Here is a 19,203-nt window from a genome sequence, read left to right as displayed (position 1 = left end):
CGCGGCCGGGCCCGGTGCGGTCGAAGCGCGCCTGGGGCTCGACGGGCCGCTTTCGTACGGGGGTTCACCGGTCGCCCGGCGGTGCGGCGGCGGCCTTGAGTGGCCCAGGAAATGGCAAGATCAATGGACCTGTCGCATGGTCCATTCGGCCCCCTAGGGTGGGTTTCAAGACGCCGACGGCCGGCGGCGACGGTTGTGGACGCCATGCCTGCGCGCCGCTCGTCAGCCCGACCGTCAGCCCGCCTGCCGGCCCGTCAGCCGGCCAGGAGCGAAGTACCGAACAGGAGAGACGTGTCGAACCGCAGCGCCGCCCGGTTTGCCCTGCTGCCGCCCGCCGGACCCCAGCGGACACTCGCCGCAGCCCAGTTGGTGAGCGCCGTGGGCGACGGCGCTTACTACACCTGCTCCGCGCTCTACTTCACCCGCGTGGTCGGCATGTCGCCGACCGCCCTCGGCGTCGGTCTCGCCGTCGCCTGGGCACTCGGCTCGCTCGCCGGTGTCCCGCTCGGCCACCTCGCCGACCGCTGGGGGCCGCGCCGTACGGCGGTGGCGCTCGCGCTCGGCACCACGGCCGTGGTCGCCGCCTTCCTGGTGATCCGCTCCTACGGGCCGTTCCTGCTCGCCGTCTGCCTCTACGCCACCGCGCAGTCCGGGCTCACCGCCGCCCGGCAGGCGCTGGTCGCCGGCCTGGTGCCGCGCGCCGAACGGACCGGACTGCTCGCCCATCTGCAGTCAACCCTCAACGGAGGACTGGCCGTTGGCGCCGCCATCGGCGGCATCGCGCTCACCTTCGGCACCCGGACCGCCTACCTCGGCGCCTTCGCCGTCACCGCGCTCGGCTTCCTGGCCGGCGCGCTGGTACTCCGCCGACTGCCCGAAGTCCCGTCCGCGCCACCGGAGTCGGGCACCGGCCCGCGCCTGGCCGTACTGCGGGACCGGCGCTACGCCGCCGTCACCCTGGTCAACACCGTCCTGCTGCTGCGGATGCCGCTGCTCAGCCTGGTGCTGCCGCTGTGGATCGCCGAGCGCGCCCCAGGGATCGGCTGGCTCGGCTCGGCGCTGTTCGTGCTCAACACCGTGGCGGTGCTGGCCTTCCAGGTCCGGGCGGCGCGCGGCGTCACCGGGCTGGACTCGGCGGTGAAGGCGGTCCGCGCGGCCGGGGTGCTGCTGCTCGCCTCCTGCGCGGTCTTCGGGCTGTCCGCGGTGGACGTCCCGGTGTGGGCGGTCGGCGCGCTGCTGGCAGGCGGGGCCGTGCTGCAGGTGGCCGGCGAGATGCGGCAGTCGGCCGGCTCCTGGCAGCTCGGCTTCGACCTCGCGCCGCCGGAGCGGATCGGTCAGTACCAGGGCTTCTTCGGCACCGGCGTCGCCGTCGCCCGCACCCTCGGACCGTTGCTGCTCACCACGCTGCTGCTGGACGGCGGCCTCGCGGGCTGGCTGGTGCTCGGCGGGGTGTTCCTCGCCGCCGGGTACGCGATGGGGCCGGTCGCCCGCTGGGCGGCGAGCGAGCGCCGGCCCGTGGCCGCCCCGGCGCTCGCGGCCACCCGGGGGTAGCCGGAGGGCGGGCGCCCGGAAAGCGGCCGGCCGCCCGGAAAACGGTGGCCCCCGCCCACCGTGCGCTGGCATGCTGGCCGCGTGGACAAGCCCCAGATCTGGCTCGACTTCGCCCCTGAGCTGCACCTCTTCGTCTCCGCGCCCCGGCGGGCCGGCCGCACCTCGCTGCGCACCGACGGCACCTCCACCCTCGGCCACGTGGTCGAGTCCCTGGGCATCCCGCGCACCGAGGTGGGCGCCCTGCTGGTGGACGGACGGCCCGTCCCCGACTCGTACGTCCCGGCCGACGCCGAGCACGTCACCGTCGAAGCCGTGACCAGGCCGCAGCCCTCGCCCACCCCGCCACGCTTCCTGCTGGACGTCCACCTCGGCACCCTCGCCCGCCGACTGCGCCTGCTCGGCGTCGACGCCGCCTACGAGAACCCGGACATCGGCGACGCCGCCCTGGCCGCCCGCTCCGCCGCCGAGCAGCGCGTCATGCTCTCCCGCGACCGCGGCCTGCTGCACCGCCGCGAACTCTGGGCCGGCGCCTACGTCTACAGCCACCGCCCCGCCGAGCAGCTGCGCGACGTGCTCTCCCGCTTCGCCCCGCCACTCGCCCCCTGGAGCCGCTGCACCACCTGCAACGGCACGTTGCGCACGGTCACCAAGACCTCGGTGCGCGAGCAGCTCCGGGACGGCACCGAGCGCTCCTACGACGCCTTCGCCCAGTGCGAGGACTGCGGACAGGCCTACTGGCGCGGCGCCCACCACGCACGGCTGGAGGCCATCGTCACCGACGCCGTGCGCGAGTTCGGGGGTGTCCCGGGGTAGCGGCTCGGGGTCCGCGCGGGGTCGGCTAGGCGTCAGTGGGTATGGCGGGCCCTCGGACGGCCGTGGTCTCATCGGTGGTGGGGGACGAGTCCAGGAACTCCGTCATGAGGAGAGAGGCCGGGTCGTCGGATGAGCGGTCAGCCAGTGCACCACCCCTTCGAGACCGCGGAGGTCGATGACGCCCCCGTGGTGACCGCCCCGGACGGGGCCGAGGTCCGCCCGCTGCTGGTCCTGGACGGGCACGGCAGCCTCGCGGTCTTCGTACTCGCCCCCGGGCAGGTCAGCCGCGCGGTGTCGCACGCGACCGTGCAGGAGCTGTGGCAGGTCACCGCGGGCAGCGGCGAACTGTGGCGGCGCCAGGACGGCCGGGAGGAGACCGTCCGGCTCGTGCCCGGGACGGCGGCGTCGATCCCGCTGGGCACCGCCTTCCAGTTCCGGGCCGACGCGGACGGTGACGGCCCGCTGCGGATCACGGCCGTCACCATGCCGCCCTGGCCGGGGACGGACACCGAGGCGCGGCCCGAGGACGGCCCCTGGAAGGCGACCGGCCGCTGAGCCGGGGAACGCCGGGCCGGGCTGGGCCGGGCGCCTCGGAGTCGGCTGCCCGCGGCCGCGCCGCCGCTCCTCAGATCCGGGCACTGCGCAGGATCGCCCCGACCTGGTCGGAGATCGCCGCCTCGTTCCGCTCGAACTCCGGCGAGGTGACCTGCGCCTGGTCCGCCGGGAGTCCGGTGAGGACCGGGGTGTGCAGGTGGCCGCCGGGCAGGTCGGGGGCGAGGTCGAGGCGCAGGCGGTTGGAGCGGTAGGCGACCTCGTTGGAGAGGTAGCCTCCGCCGCCTCCGGCGACGGCGCGGGAGCCGGGGGTGGGGCCGTCGGGGCGGGTGACGGGGGTGGTGGCGCCCTCGGGGATCTCGGTGACGGGGGTGTTGAGCAGGACCGGGTAGGGCTGCTGGACGGCCGTCATGGCGTCGGTGGGCAGGGTGGTGTGGATGAACTGGGGGCCGTCGGCCAGGCCCGGGGCGTCGACCGGGTGGTCGCGGGTGCCGCCGGAGAGGGCTCCCACGTTGTCGGTGGCCGGGTCGGCGGAGCGGGCGCGGCCGGCCCAGGCCTCCAGGGTGAACGTGCCGGGGTAGCCCTGGCTGATGCTGGTGATCAGGTCGGCTGACTGGGCGCCGGGCACCAGGTGCGGGCCGAACGCGCGTTCCACGATGCCGTCGTCGAAGTCGCCGTAGCGCACCGGCAGGACGACGGCCCGGACCTCGGCGGCGCTGCCGTCGGCGAGGGTGATCCGCTGTCCGTGCAGTTGCAGGACGGCCGCGCCGGAGGGGTTGGCGCGGCGCGGTTCGGTGTCCAGGCCGTACGGGTCGAAGCCGCTGACGAAGATCCGCCGGATGTCGGGGTCGCTGCTGAAGCCGTCGTCCAGGCCGCGGGAGGCGTCCTCGAAACGGGCCCGCAGGTCGGCGTGGTCGACGTCGAACTTCGGTTGCCAGCACTCGAGTTGGACGGTCATGGCGAGCCTGCTCCAGTACAGCGGCCGGTCGTCGCGGGCCGGCAGTGCGCCGCCCGGTCGGCGGCCCTGGGCGCGGTCGACGCCGGCCTGCCAGAGCGCCCGGCCCCAGGCGTCCACCACCCGCTCGGCGCGGTGGGCGTTCCGGGCGGCGCAGAGCGCGGCCGGGAAGCCGGCGAGCAACTCGTCGAAGCCGGAGTGTTCGATGAAGGCGGCGGTCCGGGCGTCCTGGAGGCGGGCCTGCTCGGCGTCCACGGGCGCGGTGGCGACGGACCGGCAGCCGGGCCGTTCGGCGTGGGCGGTGGCCGGGGCCAGCAGGGCCGCGAGTGTCCCGGCGAGGGCGGCGGCCAGGGCGGCGGTACGGCCGACGGCGCGTCCGGCACGTCCGACGGTGCGTCCGGCGCGCTCGGCGTGGCGGCCGACGGTACGTCCGGTGGCACGGCGAAGCTGTGTCATGTCCACCGACAATAGGTGCCGGGCTGACGCCCCGCCAGGGTGCCCGCACGGTACCCGTAGGCTGGGCGGGTGACACCCCTCGACCCGACCGTGAAGTCCCTGATCGCCGACCCGTACGGCGCCTACACCAAGCTGCGCGCCGAGGCGCCGGTCCGGCGGATCGTCGGCCCGGACGGGCTGCCCGTCTGGCTGGTGACCCGCTACCCGGACGTCCGCCAGGCGCTCGCCGACCCCAGGCTCGCCCTCGACAAGGCGCACGCCGCGCCCGGGAACTACAGGGGCTTCTCACTGCCGCCCGCGCTGGACGCCAACCTGCTCAACATGGACCCGCCGGACCACACCCGGATCCGCCGCCTGGTCTCGCGGGCCTTCACGCCGCGCCGGGTCAGCGCCCTGCACGCGCCGATCGAGCGGGTCGCCGAGCAACTCCTCGACACGATCGAGCCGTTGGGCCGTACCGACCTGCTGGCCAGCTACGCCGCGCCGCTGCCGATCACGGTCATCTGCGACCTGCTCGGCGTCCCCGAGGACGACCGGCTCGACTTCCGCTCCTGGACCGACACCCTGATCACCCCGGACCCGGCCCGCCCCGAGCAAACCCGCGCCGCCGTGAAGTCGATGCTCGGCTTCTTCACCGGCCTGATCGAGCGCAAGCGCGCCGAACCGGCCGACGACCTGCTCTCCGACCTGATCGCGGTCCGCGACGAACAGGACCGCCTGAGCGAGGACGAGCTGACCTCGCTCGCCTTCCTGATCCTCTTCGCCGGCTACGAGAACACCGTCCACCTGATCGCCAACGCCGTCCTCGCCCTGCTCACCCACCCCGAGCAGCTCGCCGCCCTGCGCGCCGAGCCCGAGCTGATCGCGAGCGCCGTCGAGGAGTTCGCCCGCTTCGACGGCCCCGCCCCGCTGTCCATCCGCCGCTTCCCGCGCGAGGACGTCACCATCGGCGACGTCACCGTCCCGGCCGGGGAGACCGTGCTGCTCTCGCTCGCCTCCGCCAACCGCGACCCCGAGCAGTTCACCGACCCCGACCGGCTCGACCTGCGCCGCCGCGAGAACGGCCACCTCGCCCTCGGCCACGGCATCCACTACTGCCTGGGCGCCCCGCTGGCCCGGATGGAGACCTCCCTCGCGCTGACCGCGCTGCTGCGCCGCTTCCCCGACCTCGCCCTGGACGTCCCGGTCGGGCGGCTGCGCCACCGGCCCACCATGCGGGCCCGTGGCCTGCTGGAACTCCCGGTGCGGTACTGACGCGGCACCGGCGGGTAGCGGTCCGGCGCTGACGCGGCGTTGACGCGACGGCCGGGAACCGGCTCGATCTCTACAGCGTTGTCGTGGTCGGACAGCGTGTTTCGGACGGTGGTGGAGGAAACCCCATGAGTGTGGCCCTGACGAAGGGCGGCAACGTCTCCCTGGGCAAGCAGGCCCCCGGGCTGCGAGTGGTCCGGGTGGGCCTCGGCTGGACGGCCGGCGGCGGGTACGACCTGGACGCCAGCGCGCTGCTCTGCGGGGCGTCCGGGAAGGTCCTCACGGACCAGCACTTCGTCTTCTTCAACAACCTGCAGAGCCCGGACGGATCGGTCCGCCACCAGGGCGGCGCCGGCGGCGGTGACGACCGCGAGCGGATCGAGGTCCGGCTCGCCGAGGTCGCCGCCGACGTGGAGAAGATCGTCTTCTCGGTGGCGATCTACGAAGCGGCGCAGCGGCGGCAGACCTTCGGGCAGGTCCGCGGCGCGTACATCCGGCTCAGCGACGCGGACGGCGGCACCGAGGTGGCCCGCTACGACGTGCGGCCGGAGGCGGGCAGCGAGACGGCGATGGTGTTCGGCGAGCTCTACCGGCACGGCGCGGACTGGAAGTTCCGCGCCGTCGGGCAGGGGTACGCCTCGGGGCTCGCGGGCATCGCCGCGGACTTCGGCGTCGACGTGCTGCAGCCCGCACCCGCCGCCGCGCCGACGCCCGCCCCGGCTCCTGTCCCCGCCGTGCCCGCCGCCCCCGCCGCGGCGCCCGCCGTTCCGAAGTCCCAGCCAGCAACAGGGAGTTCCCCCGTGACGTGTTTCTTCGACCCCTCGCACGGCTACGGCTCGACCGCTGTGCTGTGGCAGCCGCAGTGGGGCGTGCCGCGCCAGGTCGAGGCCTGCGCCGCCTGCGCCCAGCGGGTGCAGACCACCGTCCCGCCGTTCTACACCCCGCCGCAGGCCGGTTACCCGCAGCAGGTCCAGCAGGTCCAGCCCGTGCAGCAGGGCCACCCGCAGGTGCCCGGCCAGCAGGACCAGGGCCGGCGCTTCGGCACCGGCGCGATGATCGGCGCGGGCGCGGCGGGCCTGGTCGGCGGCATGCTGCTCAACGAGGCGCTGAGCGACGACGAGCCCCACGTGGTCGTCAACAACTACTACGAGGACGACGACGACTCGTTCTTCTAGGAAGTCGTCCTTCCGGCCGGCTCCTCCCGTCGCAGGCGCCCCCGTCCTGTCCGTGAGGAGCCGGCCCGGTGGCACCTGCTGTCGGTGCGGTGCGCTTGAATGGGGCCCTTGCGCCGCTCTGACCGGGGGAGATGTACCGATGACCGCGACCGACGCGACCGAAGCCACCGATGCCGCGGACGTGGCCGACGGGCCGCACGCCGAGCTGCTGGCCGCCGCCAGGAACCCCACGGCGGCCTGGCTGGAGTCCCGCTTCGGCGAGGGCACGCTGTGGCGGCCCGAGACGCTGCCCGAGGGGCTGGAGTCGGGCGCGGCCCGGGCGTTCCTGGCCGAGGTCGGCATCCCGGCCGTCGAGCTGGACTTCGTCGGCTACGACTCGGCGGACCTGCCCGAGCGCGGCATGTGGGAGGCGGACACCGACGAGCTGTACGCCCGCGACCCCGAGGACGACTCCCCGGCGGGCCTGGCCTACTGCGTCGGCAAGTTCGACGACTGGCACCTGATGGTCGACGCCGAGTGCGGTGTCGTCGAGATCTACAACTCGGACGGCTGGACCACCGGGCGGGGCCACGGCGGCTGGGCGGCCGACTCGCTGCCCGAGGTGATCGGCGCCCTGGGGCTGCTGGCCGGCTTCGAGGAGCGGATCGTCAACGGCGACGCGCAGGCCGCGCTGGACGAATTCGAGGCGCTGGTGGCGCAGTTGGGCCAGGGGCCGGACAAGTCGGACCTCTGGGTGGGGCTGCTGGAGAACCTGCGCGAGGAGTACGAGGAGTTCGACGAGGACTGACCGGTCCCGGGCCCGAGCGGCCGCACGACGCGAGCGCGTCGTGCGGCCGTCGGCGTTCCCGGGTGGCCCCCGGCCTTCCAGGGCGTTCCCGGGTGCCTCAGTCGCCCTCCCGCCGGTACGCCCCGGCCCGGGCGGCGGCCTCGGCGGCGGCCGCGGCGCGGTCGGCGGCGGGCTCGTCGAGCGGCTCGGCGGTGGTGAGCATCCGGTAGTAGAGCGGCGCCGAGACGGCCCGGATCACCTCCAACGGGTCGGTGTCCGGCGGGAGTTCGCCGCGTTCGACGGCCTCGGTGACGCACGGCGCCCACTCCTCGACCCGGCGCCGGTAGAACAGTTGCAGGGCCTCGGCCGTCCCCGGGTCGCCGTTCGCCGCCACGATCACCGCGCGGAACAGCGCGCCCTGCCGGTGGTCGGCCAGGGTGCGCTGGACCAGGCGCGCGTTGGCCCGCAGGTCCTCGGTGAGCGTGCCGCTGCGGGTGCGCGGCAGCGACTGCTCGGCCATGTCGGCGAGCAGGTCGGCGACCAGGGCGGTGGTGCTGCCCCAGCGGCGGTAGACGGTGGTGCGGCCGACCTCGGCCCGCTGGGCGATGTCGCCGAGGTCGAGGCCGCCGAAGCCGTGCTCGACCAGGGCGTCCTCGGCGGCCCGCAGGACGGCGGCGCGCACCCGGGCGGTCCGGCCGCCGGGGCGGACCGTGCCGGGTGTGGAGGACTCGACGGGGTCGACGGGTTCGGCGGCCATTAACGGGATTCCTGTTCCATTAGGTGGGAGGGGTCTGCTAGCTTCGAGGCATCCTAACGGAATGGGAGTCCCATTAGGGGCTTCGAGGGGAGTACTGTCATGGCAAGCGCGAACCCGGCCGGCACGAACACGGCCACCTCGGAAGCGGCCAGTACGAGCACGGCCGGCACGGAAGCGGTCACCACCGGCATGGGCGGCACCGGCATGGAGTGGCGCCGGCTCGGCGCGTCCGGACTCAAGGTCCCCGTGCTCGGTCTCGGCACCGGCACCTTCGGCGGCCGCGGCCCGCTGTTCGGCGCCTGGGGCACCACCGACGTCCAGGAGGCTCGCCGCCTGCTCGACATCGCCATCGACGCCGGGGTCACCCTCTTCGACACCGCCGACGTCTACTCGGACGGCGCCTCCGAGGAGGTGCTCGGCCAGGCCGTCCGCGGCCGCCGCGACCAGGTGCTGATCTCCACCAAGGCCGGACTGCCGCTCGGTGACGGCCCCCAGGACGCCGGCACCTCCCGCGCCCGGCTCACCCGATCCGTGGACGACGCGCTGCGCCGCCTCCGCACCCACTACCTGGACCTCTTCCAGCTGCACGCCTACGACGCCGGCACTCCGATCGAGGAGGTGCTGGCCACCCTGGAGGACCTGGTCCGCGCGGGCAAGATCCGCTACACCGGCGTCTCCAACTTCTCCGGCTGGCAGCTGATGAAGTCCCTCGCCCTCGCGGACCGCTGCGGTCGCCCCCGCTACGCCGCCCACCAGGTCTACTACTCCCTGGTCGGCCGCGACTACGAATGGGAGCTGATGCCGCTCGCCCGGGAGGAGGGCGTCGGCGCCCTGGTCTGGAGCCCGCTCGGCTGGGGCCGCCTCACCGGCCGGATCCGCCGCGGGCAGCCCCTCCCGGCCGGCAGTCGACTGCACGACACCGCCGACTACGGTCCGCCGGTCGAGGACGAGCTGCTCTACCGGGTGGTCGACGCGCTCGACGGGGTCGCCGCCGAGACCGGCCGCACCGTTGCGCAGGTCGCGATCAACTGGCTGTTGCGCCGCCCGACCGTCTCCTCCGTCATCATCGGCGCCCGCAACGAGGAGCAGCTGCGGCAGAACCTCGGCGCGGTCGGCTGGTCGCTGACGCCGGAGCAGGTCGCCCGACTGGACGCGGCGAGCGCCCGCACCGCGCCGTACCCGTACTTTCCGTACCACCGTCAGGCCGCGTTCGCCCGGCTGAATCCGCCGATCGCCAGCTGACTGACCTGCGAAAACCGAGCTCGCTGGCTTTCACCGGCTGCTGAGATGTCCATCCGGCGGCGCGGGGATACGCTGAAAAGGCCCTGCGTCAAGCCAACACACGTCGGGTGGGCATCATGACTGAGATATCACGCAGGAATACCAGGAGCAACGACAACGCGCGCCGTCGGATCGCGAGACCCCTGGTGGCCGCTGTGGTCGCCGCGGGGCTCGGCGCGCTCGGCGCCGGGGGCACGGCGGCCGCACCATCGCACGGGGTCGCCGCGTCCGCGGTCTCGCAGACGGTCCTGACGGCCGCGCCCAAGGCCCCGGCCGCCGGAGCGCAGCAGGTCACCATAGCGAACTACGCGTTCGCGCCCAGCACACTCACGGTCAGCACGGGCACCACGGTGACCTGGACCAACAACGACAGCGACGCGCACACGGTGACCAGCACCGGTTCCGGACCGCTCAACTCCGCGCCGCTGAACCAGGGCGCCTCGTACAGCTACACCTTCACCACGCCCGGGACGTACGCGTACATCTGCTCGATCCACCCCTTCATGCACGGCACGGTCGTGGTGCAGTAGGCCACCGGCATGTCCGTCGAGCTGAACCACACCATCGTCTTCGCCCGTGACCGCCAGGAGTCCGCCGAGTTCGTGGCCGGCATCCTGGGCCTCGAACTCGGAGCGGCCTGGGGCCCGTTCCTGCCACTCGCCACGGCGAACGGAGTCACCCTCGACTTCGCCACCGCCGATGCCGAGCGCCTCACCCCGCAGCACTACGCCTTCCTGGTCTCGGAGGCGGAGTTCGACGGCATCTTCGCCCGGATCCAGCAGGGTGGCATCGAGTTCTACGCCGACCCGCACATGCAGCGGGTCGGCGAGATCAACCACAACGACGGCGGCCGCGGCGTCTACTTCCTGGATCCGTCCGGCCACCACCTGGAAGTCATCACCAGGCCCTATGGCAGCGGCTCCTGACGCCTCGTCGGTTCGCCGGAGGTCAAGCCGGAGGACAGTGCGCCGCAGCACGGGCCTACCGGGCGGCGGCTCTGGCGCGTGAGGCCTCGATCTCGGCGTAGGCGTCGGCCTTGTTCGCCCAGTGGGAGCCCTCGACGGACTTTCCGGGTTCGAGATCCTTGTAGACCTCGAAGAAGTGGGTGATCTCGTTCAAGTCGTGCCGGGGCATGTCGTCGATGTCCTGCAGACGGGTGAAGCGGGGGTCGTGGGCGGGCACGCAGAGGATCTTCTCGTCCGGCCCCTTCTCATCGGTCATGACGAACATGCCGATGGCGCGGCAGGTGATGCCGCATCCGGGAAAGGTGGGTTCGTCGACGAGGATGAGGGCATCGAGGGGGTCGCCGTCCCCGCCGAGGGTGTCCTCGATGAACCCGTAGTCCGCCGGATAGCGGGTGGCTGTGAACAGCATCCGGTCCAGGCGGATCCGTCCGACGGCATGGTCCATCTCGTACTTGTTCCGTGATCCCTGCGGGATCTCGACGATCACCTCGAAGTCCACCTCGGGGTCCATGTCGCTCTCCTTCACGATCCGTGGCGTCCGACGGCGTCGGCAGCACCATCTTCGAGGGGATCACTCGCCGTCGCATGCCGGGCACGCGATTGCCCTAACCCCCGTGGAGACCTCCAGCCCCCGGGGTTAGCCTCGGTCTGACAGTTCCCGGGCGGCGAATTCGCGCACCTGGCGCCCCAGGCACGACGTCAAGGAGGACGGAATGGCTGGGATCTTTCCTGTGGGCGTGTCCGTTGCGGCCGCGCCCGTGTTGACCGGGTCGGGCCGGACACTGCTGGTGATCGTCGCGGTGATCGGGGCGGGAGCCCTGATGGTGGCCGGGGCGTTCGCCCGCCAGGTCCTGGCCGCGGACGAGGGCACCGAGACGATGCGGCGGATCGCCGGGGCGGTTCAGGAGGGTGCGAACGCCTACCTGAGGCGTCAGTTCCGTACCCTGGGCGTCTTCGCGGGGGTGGTGCCCTTCGTGCTTCTGCTGCTGCCGGCGGACAACTGGGGGCAGCGGATCGGGCGTTCGGTGTTCTTCCTGGTCGGGGCGGCCTTCTCGGCGACGACGGGGTACGTCGGGATGCAGCTCGCCGTGCGCAGCAACGTCCGGGTGGCGGCGGCGGCCCGGGCGGGGACGGCGCCGGTCCCGGCCGCCGAGTCCTGGGAAGGACCGACGGCGGCGTCGATCGTGCGAAGGGTGTCGCACCGGGCGATGCGGATCGCCTTCCGTACCGGTGGGGTGGTGGGGATGTTCACCGTGGGGCTGGGCCTCATGGGGGCGGCGACGGTGGTGCTGATCTACCAGGCGAACGCGCCGAAGGTGTTGGAGGGCTTCGGTTTCGGAGCGGCGTTGCTGGCGATGTTCATGCGGGTGGGCGGTGGGATCTTCACCAAGGCCGCGGACGTGGGCGCGGACCTGGTGGGCAAGGTCGAGCAGGGGATCCCCGAGGACGATCCCCGCAACGCGGCGACGATCGCCGACAACGTGGGTGACAACGTGGGCGACTGCGCGGGGATGGCGGCCGACCTGTTCGAGTCCTACGCCGTGACCCTGGTCGCCGCGCTGATCCTGGGCAGAGCCGCCTTCGGTGACAACGGGCTGACCTTCCCGCTGGTGGTGCCCGCCATCGGGGTGCTCACGGCGGTCCTGGGCATCGAGATGGTCTCCCCACGGCCCACGGACCGCAGCGGGATGACCGCCATCAACCGCGGCTTCTTCGCCTCCGCCGTGGTGTCCCTCGTCCTGGTGGCCGGCGCGGTCTTCGCGTTCCTCCCGGCCCGCTTCTCCGGTCTGCACGGGGTGTCCGCCGAGATCACCCGGCACGCGGGCAGCCCGCGGGTGTTCGCCCTGGCCGCGGTGGCCATCGGGATCGTGCTGGCCGCCGTCATCCAGCAACTGACCGGCTACTTCACCGAGACCACCCGCCGCCCGGTACGGGACGTGGGCAAGACCTCGCTGACCGGGCCGGCCACCGTGGTGCTCTCCGGCGTCGCGCTCGGCCTGGAAGCGGCCGTCTACTCCGCCGTGGCCATCGGAGCCGCCGTCTACGGCGCCTTCCTGCTCGGCGGCGGCTCGCTGATCCTGTCCCTGTTCGCGGTCGCGCTGGCCGGGACCGGACTGCTGACCACCGTCGGTGTGATCGTCGCGATGGACACCTTCGGCCCGGTCTCCGACAACGCCCAGGGCATCGCGGAGATGTCCGGGGACATCACCGGCGCCGGCGCCCAGGTGCTCACCGAACTCGACGCCGTCGGCAACACCACCAAGGCGATCACCAAGGGCATCGCCATCGCCACCGCGGTGCTCGCCGCCACCGCGCTGTTCGGCTCCTACACCGACACCATCGCGACCGCCGAGGAACAGATCGGCCCGGCCGCCCACGGTTCGAGCCTGAGCCTGGCCATCGACCAGCCCGACAACCTGGTCGGCCTGCTGGCCGGCGCCGCCGTCGTCTTCCTGTTCTCCGGTCTGGCGATCAACGCCGTCTCGCGCTCCGCCGGCTCGGTCGTCTTCGAGGTCCGGCGCCAGTTCCGGACCCGGCCCGGCATCATGGACGGCACCGAGCGGCCCGAGTACGGCCGGGTGGTGGACATCTGCACCCGCGACGCGCTGCGCGAACTGGTCACCCCGGGCCTGCTCGCCGTGCTGACCCCGATCGCCCTCGGCTTCCTGCTCGGCGTCGGCCCACTGGGCTCCTACCTGGCCGGAGCGATCGGCGCGGGCACCCTGATGGCCGTCTTCCTGGCCACCTCGGGCGGCGCCTGGGACAACGCCAAGAAGCTGGTCGAGGACGGTCACCACGGCGGCAAGGGCAGCCCCGCGCACGAAGCCACCGTCATCGGCGACACCGTGGGCGATCCCTTCAAGGACACTGCCGGACCGGCCATCAACCCGCTTCTGAAGGTGATGAACCTGGTCTCCCTCCTGGTGGCGCCGGCGATCGTCAAACTCAGCTTCGGCCCGCATGCCAACCTGGGCCTCCGGCTGGCCATCGCCCTGCTGGCGCTGGCCGTCGTCGTCCTCGCCGTGTGGATCTCCAAGCGCCGGGGCATCGCCGTCGGCGCCGACGAAACGCCCGCCGGCGCCCCCGCGCCGGAGGAGCCCGCACCCGTCCGGTGAGGCGCCCGACCGCACCGACCGTGCCTCAGACCCTCGCGCCGTCCTCGGAACGAACGTGAGCCGGAAGGCCGTTGGCGAGGTCCTCGACCAGCAGGCGCCAGGCGACGGCGTCCGCCGCGGTGCGCAGCTCGGGGCTGCGCGGGCGGCCGGCGTCGGCGTCCAGGCGGTCGTTGAGCCAGCCCGACCAGGCGCGGCCGAGGGCCCGCACCTGGCTGACGCCGGCCTCGGTGGGAGTGAACCCGTCGCCGTCGCGGGTGAGGTAGCCCTCGGCGGTCATCCGCTCGAAGACGGGCTCCAGCACCTCGGGCGGCACCCGCTTGCGGGCGGCGATCAGGTCGAGGGAGGCGTGCCCGAGGGCCTTGGTGTGGCGGGCCACCTCCATCAGGGCCCAGGCCCCGGCGAGGTCCACCCGGGTGTCGGCGGCGCCGACGATGGTCCGTACGGTGTCCAGGTCCACGCCGCGCACGAGCGTGCAGACCGCGTACTCCAGGTGCGGGTCGGAGTCGCTGGTGGTCGGCTGGCCGAAGCCCTCGCCCATGTCGGTGGAGCCGGCCCGGGCGGTGTCGCGCAGCTGCACCTGCTTGAGGAACAACGCGACCACGAAGCCGACGAGGGCCACCGGGATCGACCACAGGTACACGGTGTGCAGGGCGTCGGAGTACCCCTGGACGATCGGTGCGGCCTGGGCGGCGGGGAGCCGGTGCAGGCCGTGCGGGCTCTCGGCGGCGCGGGCGAGCACGGCAGGGTCGGCGCCGGTGAGCCGGGCGGCGGAGGCGATGCCCTTGGCCAGTTCGGTCGTGAGGCTGTTGGCGTAGACGGTGCCGAACACGGCGGTGCCGAAGGAGCTGCCGATGGTGCGGAAGAAGGTCACCCCGGAGGTGGCGGTGCCGAGGTCCGTGTAGTCGACGGTGTTCTGCACGGCGATGGTCAGCACCTGCATGCTCAGCCCGATGCCGACGCCGAGCACGAACATGTAGAGCGAGGCCAACGCGATGCCGGTGCCGGGCTGGAGGCGGGAGAGCAGGTAGAGGCCGAGGGCCATCACCAGGGTGCCGACGATCGGGAACAGCCGGTACCGGCCGGTCCTGCTGACCGCGTTGCCGCTGGCGATCGAGGCGATCAGCAGGCCGATCACCATCGGCAGCATCCGCACGCCGGAGACCGTCGCCGAGTCGCCGTCCACGTACTGCAGGAAGGTCGGCAGAAAGGTGAGCGCGCCGAGCATCGCGAAGCCGACGACGAAGCTGAGCACCGAGCAGACCGCGAACACCGGGTTGCGGAACAGCCGCATCGGCAGCATCGGTTCGACCGCCCGGGTCTCCACCCAGCAGAACAGCCCGAGCGCCACCGCGCCGCCCGCGAACAGGGCGATGATCACCCCGGAGCCCCAGGCGTACTGGTTGCCGCCCCAACTGGTCGCCAGGATCAGGGCGCTGGCGCCGACCGAGACCAGCGCGATCCCCAGGTAGTCGATCACCGGACGCACCGCCGAGCGCACCGACGGGATGGTCCGGGCGGCCGAGGCCACCACCAGGACGGCGATCGGCACGTTGACGTAGAACGCCCAGCGCCAGGACAGGTGGTCGGTGAACAGCCCGCCCAGCAGGGGCCCGATCACCGTGGCCACACCGAACACCGCGCCGATCGCGCCCTGGTACTTGCCGCGCTCGCGCAGCGGGATGACGTCCGCGATCAGCGCCATGGCCGTCACCATCAGCCCGCCCGCGCCGATGCCCTGCACCGCCCGCCAGGCGATCAGCAGGATCATGTCGGTGGCCAGGCCGCACAGGAACGAGCCGGTGATGAAGACGATCGCCGAGACCTGGAACAGCAGCTTGCGCCCGTACAGGTCGCCGAACTTGCCGGCCAGCACGGTGGCCACCGTCTCGGCCAGCAGATAGGCCGTCACCACCCAGGACATGTGCGCGGCCCCGCCGAGGTCCGCGACGATCGTGGGCAGCGCGGTGCCGACGATGGTCTGGTCCAGGGCGGCCAGCAGGATGCCGAGCACGATGGTGCCGAAGACGACGTTCCGCTGCCGTACGTCGAGCACCGGCGGGGCGGAGGGCTGGGTCTCGCTGGCGACAGTCATGCCGCCAGCCTCCGGCGGGTACGGGCCGGTCGCGATCCGGTTCGGCCGTACGGGTGAGGGGAGGCCCGTGCCCGGGCCCGGGTGGCGGCGCGGTGCGGGCCGGGCGACGATGGGCCGAGCCGGATCCCCCCGGACACCGGGAAGGGGCTCCCAATGATCGCCCAGTCCTCCCGCAACGCCGTGAACCCCGGGCCGCCCGGCTCCTCCGCCGCCGGCGGGCGGGCCGAGGCACGGCGCTGGCGGGCGCTCATGGTCTGCCTGGTCGCCGGGTTCATGACCCTGCTGGACGTCAGCATCGTGAACGTCGCCCTGCCGACCGTGCGGGCCGGGCTGCACATGTCCGACAGCGGCCTGCAGTGGGTGCTCAGCGGCTACGCGCTCGCCTTCGGCCTGGTGCTCGTCCCGGCCGGGCGGCTCGGCGACGCCCGTAGCCGGCGGGCCGTCTTCCTGGCCGGGCTCGCCCTGTTCACCGCGGCCAGTGCCCTGGCCGGGGCGGCGCAGAACCAGGAGTGGCTGGTGCTGGCCAGGCTGTTCCAGGGCGCGGCCGGCGGTGTGCTGGTGCCGCAGGTGTCCGGCTTCATCCAGATCCTGTTCCAGGGCGCCGACCGTGGCCGGGCCTTCGGTGCGCTCGGCGCGACCATCGGGCTGTCCACCGCCGTCGGACCGCTGCTCGGCGGCCTGCTGATCCACCTGTTCGGCCCGCAGGACGGCTGGCGCTGGGTGTTCCTGGTCAACCTGCCGATCGGCGCCGCCGCGCTGCCGATCGGCTACCGGCTGCTCCCGGCGCCCCGCCCGACCGCCGGCCGGGTCGGGCACCGCGACTTCGACCCGGTCGGCGTGCTGCTGCTCGGCGTCGGGACGGTCGCGCTGCTGCTGCCCTTCGTCCAGGCGCAGCAGTGGCACGGTGCGGTGCGCTGGCTGCTGCTGCCGCTGGCGGCGGTGCTGCTGGCCGCCTTCGTCGGCTGGGAGCGGCACTACGCGCGGCGGCGCGAACCCTTGGTGAGCATGGCGCTGTTCGCGGTGCGCCCGTACGCGGCGGGGGTGCTGCTGTCGCTGGTGTACTTCGCCGGGTTCACCGCGATCTTCTTCATCTTCACGCTCTACCTCCAGGTGGGCCTGCACTACTCGGCGCTGACGGCGGGCCTGGCGGTCACCCCCTTCGCGGTCGGATCGGGGGTGGCGGCGGCCGTCGGCGGCCGACTGGTGACCCGGCTCGGGCGGCGGCTGGTGGTGGCGGGGCTGCTGCTGGTGCTGCTCGGCCTGCTGGCCTCGGCCCTGGCGGTGCAGCTGTGGTCGGGCCCCTCGGTGGGCTGGGCGATGCTCGGCCCGCTGCTGCTCGCCGGGGTGGGCAGCGGCCTGGTGATCTCTCCGAACCAGACCCTCACCCTCCAGTACGTCCCGCTCGCCCGCGCGGGCAGCGCGGGTGGTGTGCTGCAGACCGCCCAGCGGGTCGGCTCGGCGGTCGGCATCGGGGTGGTCGGCTCGGTCTTCTTCGCCCACGCCGGCGGCCGCCACCCGGACTGGGCGCTGGCCTTCCAACTGGGCGTCGCGGTGGCGGGGGGCCTGATCCTGATGGCGCTGCTGGTGGCGCTGGCGGACGAGGTGGCGGGCCGGCGGGCGTAGGGCCTGTCCTCGAACTCCCGCCAGCGAGGCGGTCCCGGCTGTCGTGACGGCGAGGGTTCGACCGGTCCGCGACCGCGCGGTCAGTGGTCCCGGCGCTGGATCACCACCGTCGCGATGACCACCGAGGCGAGCGACCACACCGCGTAGGTGGTCCAGGAGCCCGCGACCGTGGCCGGGTACTCGGTGGGCCGCAGGCCCGCCAGCGTGGTGCGGGCCAGGCGCTGCCAGGCGGGGAGGGGCAGGGCGTGCAGCACGTCGGCGGTCCAGCGGTAGCGCTCGGTCACGAAGGACGGCAGGAAGAACAGCACCACCACGGTGCCCACCACCGCGCCCGCGCTGTGCCGGATCAGGGTGCCGAGGCAGAGCCCGACCAGCGCGCACACCGGGGCGAACAGCGCGGCCGCCGAAACGTACCGCAGGGCCGTCGGGTCGGTGATGGACTGCCCGATGCCCCGGTCGGCCAGGATCGCCTGGGTGAGGCCGAAGGAGACGCCCGCGCTGACCACTCCGAAGCCGAGCATCACCGCGGTCAGCACGCCCGCCTTCGCGAGCAGCACCGCCCGGCGGTCGGGCACGGCGGCCAGCGTGGTGCGGATCAGCCCGGTCGCGTACTCGCCCGCGATGACGGTCGCGCCGAGGCCGCCCGCGATCAGCATCAGGATGTCGGCGGAGCCGCTGTGGAAGGAGTCGTTCAGTGCGACCTGGGCCATCACCGCCGGGTCGCCGTCGCCGGGCGTGAAGTGGTCGTGGGTGTACTGGGCGGCCTTGAGGTTGGCGGCGACGATGACGAGCGTGCCGAGGCCGAGCACCCAGGGGATCGAGCGCAGGGACCGGAACTTGAGCCACTCGGCGCCGAGCAGGTCGCCGAAACGCGGGCGGGGGAGGGGAGTTGCGGTGCTCAACGGGGCTCTCCGGCGAGGTACTCGACGCTGTCGGCGGTCAGTTCCATGAAGGCCTCCTCCAGGGAGGCGCCGCGGGCGGTCAGGGCGTACAACAACAGGCGCTGTTCCAGGGCGAGTTCGCCGATCCGTTCGGTGTCCAGCCCGGTCACGTCCAGGGTGCCGTCCGGGCCGGGCCGCACGGTGGCGCCGGCGGCGCGCAGTACCGCGGCCAGTCGGTCGGGTTCGGCGGCCCGGACGGTGACTCCGGCCCGGCCCGCGCGGGCGGCGAACTCGGTGAGGCTCTCGTCGGCGATCAGCCGGCCGCGTCCGATCACCACCAGGTGGTCGGCGGTGTGCTCCATCTCGGCCATCATGTGGCTGGAGACGAACACCGTGCGCCCCTCCGCCGCGAGCCGGCGGAACAGCCGCCGCACCCAGAGCACGCCCTCCGGGTCGAGCCCGTTCAGCGGTTCGTCGAAGAGCAGCACGGGCGGGTCGCCGAGCAGCGCGCCGGCGATGCCGAGGCGCTGCTTCATGCCCAGCGAGTAGCCGCCGATCCGCCGCCCGGCGGCATCGGAGAGCCCGACCTCGGCCAGCACCTCGTCCACCCGCCCGCGCGGGATCGCGTTGCTGCGGGCCAGTGCCCGCAGCTGGGCCGCGCCGGTGCGCCCGCCGTGCACGTCGCCCGCGTCCAGCAATGCGCCGACCTCGCGCAGGCCGCGCGGCAGGCCGCGGAACGCCCGGCCGCCGACGGTGGCGGTGCCGGAGGTGGGGTCGTTGAGGCCGAGGATCAGCCGCAAGGTGGTGGACTTGCCCGCGCCGTTGGGGCCGAGGAAGCCGGTGACCCGGCCGGGGCGGACAGTGAAGGTGAGGCGGTCGACGGCGGTCCGACGGCCGTAGCGCTTCGTCAGTTCGGAGACTTCGATCATGGGCACCACGGTGCCGGGGGAGGCCCTGCCGCCACATCGG

Annotated in this window: 17 protein-coding genes; 11 read left to right on the top strand and 6 right to left on the bottom strand. The window is 73.4% G+C overall.

The window, feature by feature from the left end:
* The first annotated feature begins 291 nt into the window (after positions 1–291).
* From ACFVWU_RS09795 to ACFVWU_RS09785, 3 genes are all read left to right on the top strand, one after another.
* Positions 292–1,551 carry an MFS transporter gene (locus ACFVWU_RS09795; protein WP_387617584.1) on the top strand — a complete coding sequence of 420 codons (1,260 nt, stop codon included), beginning with the start codon at positions 292–294 and terminating at the stop codon, positions 1,549–1,551.
* 81 nt (positions 1,552–1,632) lie between these two features.
* Positions 1,633–2,364 carry a Mut7-C RNAse domain-containing protein gene (locus tag ACFVWU_RS09790; RefSeq protein WP_387617582.1) on the top strand — a complete coding sequence of 244 codons (732 nt, stop codon included), beginning with the start codon at positions 1,633–1,635 and terminating at the stop codon, positions 2,362–2,364.
* Between the two features lie 129 nt (positions 2,365–2,493).
* Positions 2,494–2,919, top strand: a complete 426-nt coding sequence (locus ACFVWU_RS09785) for a cupin domain-containing protein (protein WP_387617580.1) — start codon at positions 2,494–2,496, stop codon at positions 2,917–2,919.
* 70 nt (positions 2,920–2,989) lie between these two features.
* Here ACFVWU_RS09785 and ACFVWU_RS09780 read toward each other — a convergent pair whose 3' ends face one another.
* On the bottom strand, positions 2,990–4,327 hold the full coding sequence (locus ACFVWU_RS09780) for a pyroglutamyl peptidase (RefSeq protein ID WP_387617578.1): 1,338 nt from the start codon (positions 4,325–4,327) through the stop codon (positions 2,990–2,992).
* Between the two features lie 69 nt (positions 4,328–4,396).
* Here ACFVWU_RS09780 and ACFVWU_RS09775 point away from each other — a divergent pair, with 69 nt between their 5' ends.
* The 3 genes from ACFVWU_RS09775 (at position 4,397) to ACFVWU_RS09765 (ending at position 7,540) form a co-directional block, all read left to right on the top strand.
* Positions 4,397–5,581, top strand: coding sequence for a cytochrome P450 (locus tag ACFVWU_RS09775; protein ID WP_387617576.1), 1,185 nt, complete (start codon positions 4,397–4,399; stop codon positions 5,579–5,581).
* Positions 5,582–5,706: 125 nt separating this feature from the next.
* A complete protein-coding gene (locus ACFVWU_RS09770; RefSeq protein ID WP_387617574.1) occupies positions 5,707–6,753 on the top strand; it encodes a TerD family protein in 1,047 nt (348 codons plus the stop codon).
* A gap of 139 nt (positions 6,754–6,892) precedes the next feature.
* A complete protein-coding gene (locus ACFVWU_RS09765; protein WP_387617572.1) occupies positions 6,893–7,540 on the top strand; it encodes a hypothetical protein in 648 nt (215 codons plus the stop codon).
* Positions 7,541–7,637: 97 nt separating this feature from the next.
* On the opposite strand, the gene ACFVWU_RS09760 is transcribed toward ACFVWU_RS09765, so the two are convergent.
* Entirely contained in the window at positions 7,638–8,276 is a 639-nt protein-coding gene (locus ACFVWU_RS09760) for a TetR/AcrR family transcriptional regulator (RefSeq protein ID WP_387617570.1), read from the bottom strand.
* Between the two features lie 204 nt (positions 8,277–8,480).
* Between ACFVWU_RS09760 and ACFVWU_RS09755 the strand changes: the two genes are divergently transcribed.
* The 3 genes from ACFVWU_RS09755 to ACFVWU_RS09745 all read left to right on the top strand — a co-directional run bounded on the left by ACFVWU_RS09755 (position 8,481) and on the right by ACFVWU_RS09745 (position 10,483).
* Positions 8,481–9,518: an aldo/keto reductase gene (locus ACFVWU_RS09755; RefSeq protein WP_387617673.1), complete on the top strand. Its 1,038-nt coding sequence runs from the start codon at positions 8,481–8,483 to the stop codon at positions 9,516–9,518.
* 116 nt (positions 9,519–9,634) lie between these two features.
* Entirely contained in the window at positions 9,635–10,087 is a 453-nt protein-coding gene (locus ACFVWU_RS09750) for a cupredoxin domain-containing protein (protein WP_387617568.1), read from the top strand.
* Positions 10,088–10,096: 9 nt separating this feature from the next.
* On the top strand, positions 10,097–10,483 hold the full coding sequence (locus tag ACFVWU_RS09745; RefSeq protein ID WP_387617567.1) for a VOC family protein: 387 nt from the start codon (positions 10,097–10,099) through the stop codon (positions 10,481–10,483).
* Positions 10,484–10,538: 55 nt separating this feature from the next.
* On the opposite strand, the gene ACFVWU_RS09740 is transcribed toward ACFVWU_RS09745, so the two are convergent.
* Positions 10,539–11,021 (bottom strand): inorganic diphosphatase, encoded by a 483-nt coding sequence (locus ACFVWU_RS09740; protein WP_387617671.1) that lies wholly within the window; start codon positions 11,019–11,021, stop codon positions 10,539–10,541.
* A gap of 214 nt (positions 11,022–11,235) precedes the next feature.
* On the opposite strand from ACFVWU_RS09740, the gene ACFVWU_RS09735 reads away from it, so the two are divergent.
* The gene (locus tag ACFVWU_RS09735) at positions 11,236–13,638 is read left to right on the top strand and encodes a sodium-translocating pyrophosphatase (protein WP_387617565.1); all 2,403 of its coding nucleotides are present in this window, start codon (positions 11,236–11,238) and stop codon (positions 13,636–13,638) included.
* A 25-nt stretch (positions 13,639–13,663) separates the two neighbouring features.
* Here the strand turns inward: ACFVWU_RS09735 and ACFVWU_RS09730 are convergent, their stop codons facing one another.
* Entirely contained in the window at positions 13,664–15,730 is a 2,067-nt protein-coding gene (locus tag ACFVWU_RS09730; RefSeq protein ID WP_387617563.1) for an MDR family MFS transporter, read from the bottom strand.
* 153 nt (positions 15,731–15,883) lie between these two features.
* Between ACFVWU_RS09730 and ACFVWU_RS09725 the strand changes: the two genes are divergently transcribed.
* On the top strand, positions 15,884–17,353 hold the full coding sequence (locus ACFVWU_RS09725; RefSeq protein ID WP_387617561.1) for an MFS transporter: 1,470 nt from the start codon (positions 15,884–15,886) through the stop codon (positions 17,351–17,353).
* 80 nt (positions 17,354–17,433) lie between these two features.
* Here ACFVWU_RS09725 and ACFVWU_RS09720 read toward each other — a convergent pair whose 3' ends face one another.
* Entirely contained in the window at positions 17,434–18,255 is an 822-nt protein-coding gene (locus ACFVWU_RS09720) for an ABC transporter permease subunit (RefSeq protein ID WP_387617559.1), read from the bottom strand.
* Positions 18,252–19,163, bottom strand: a complete 912-nt coding sequence (locus ACFVWU_RS09715; RefSeq protein ID WP_387617557.1) for an ABC transporter ATP-binding protein — start codon at positions 19,161–19,163, stop codon at positions 18,252–18,254. The genes ACFVWU_RS09720 and ACFVWU_RS09715 overlap by 4 nt, the downstream gene beginning before the upstream one ends.
* Positions 19,164–19,203 lie beyond the last annotated feature (40 nt).

The organism is Kitasatospora sp. NPDC058190 (assembly GCF_042883685.1).
In the GTDB taxonomy this organism is placed as follows: Bacteria; Actinomycetota; Actinomycetes; order Streptomycetales; family Streptomycetaceae; genus Kitasatospora.
The sequence above is the reverse complement of the archived record's forward strand: the minus strand, read 5'-3'. Positions and strand labels throughout refer to the sequence as shown.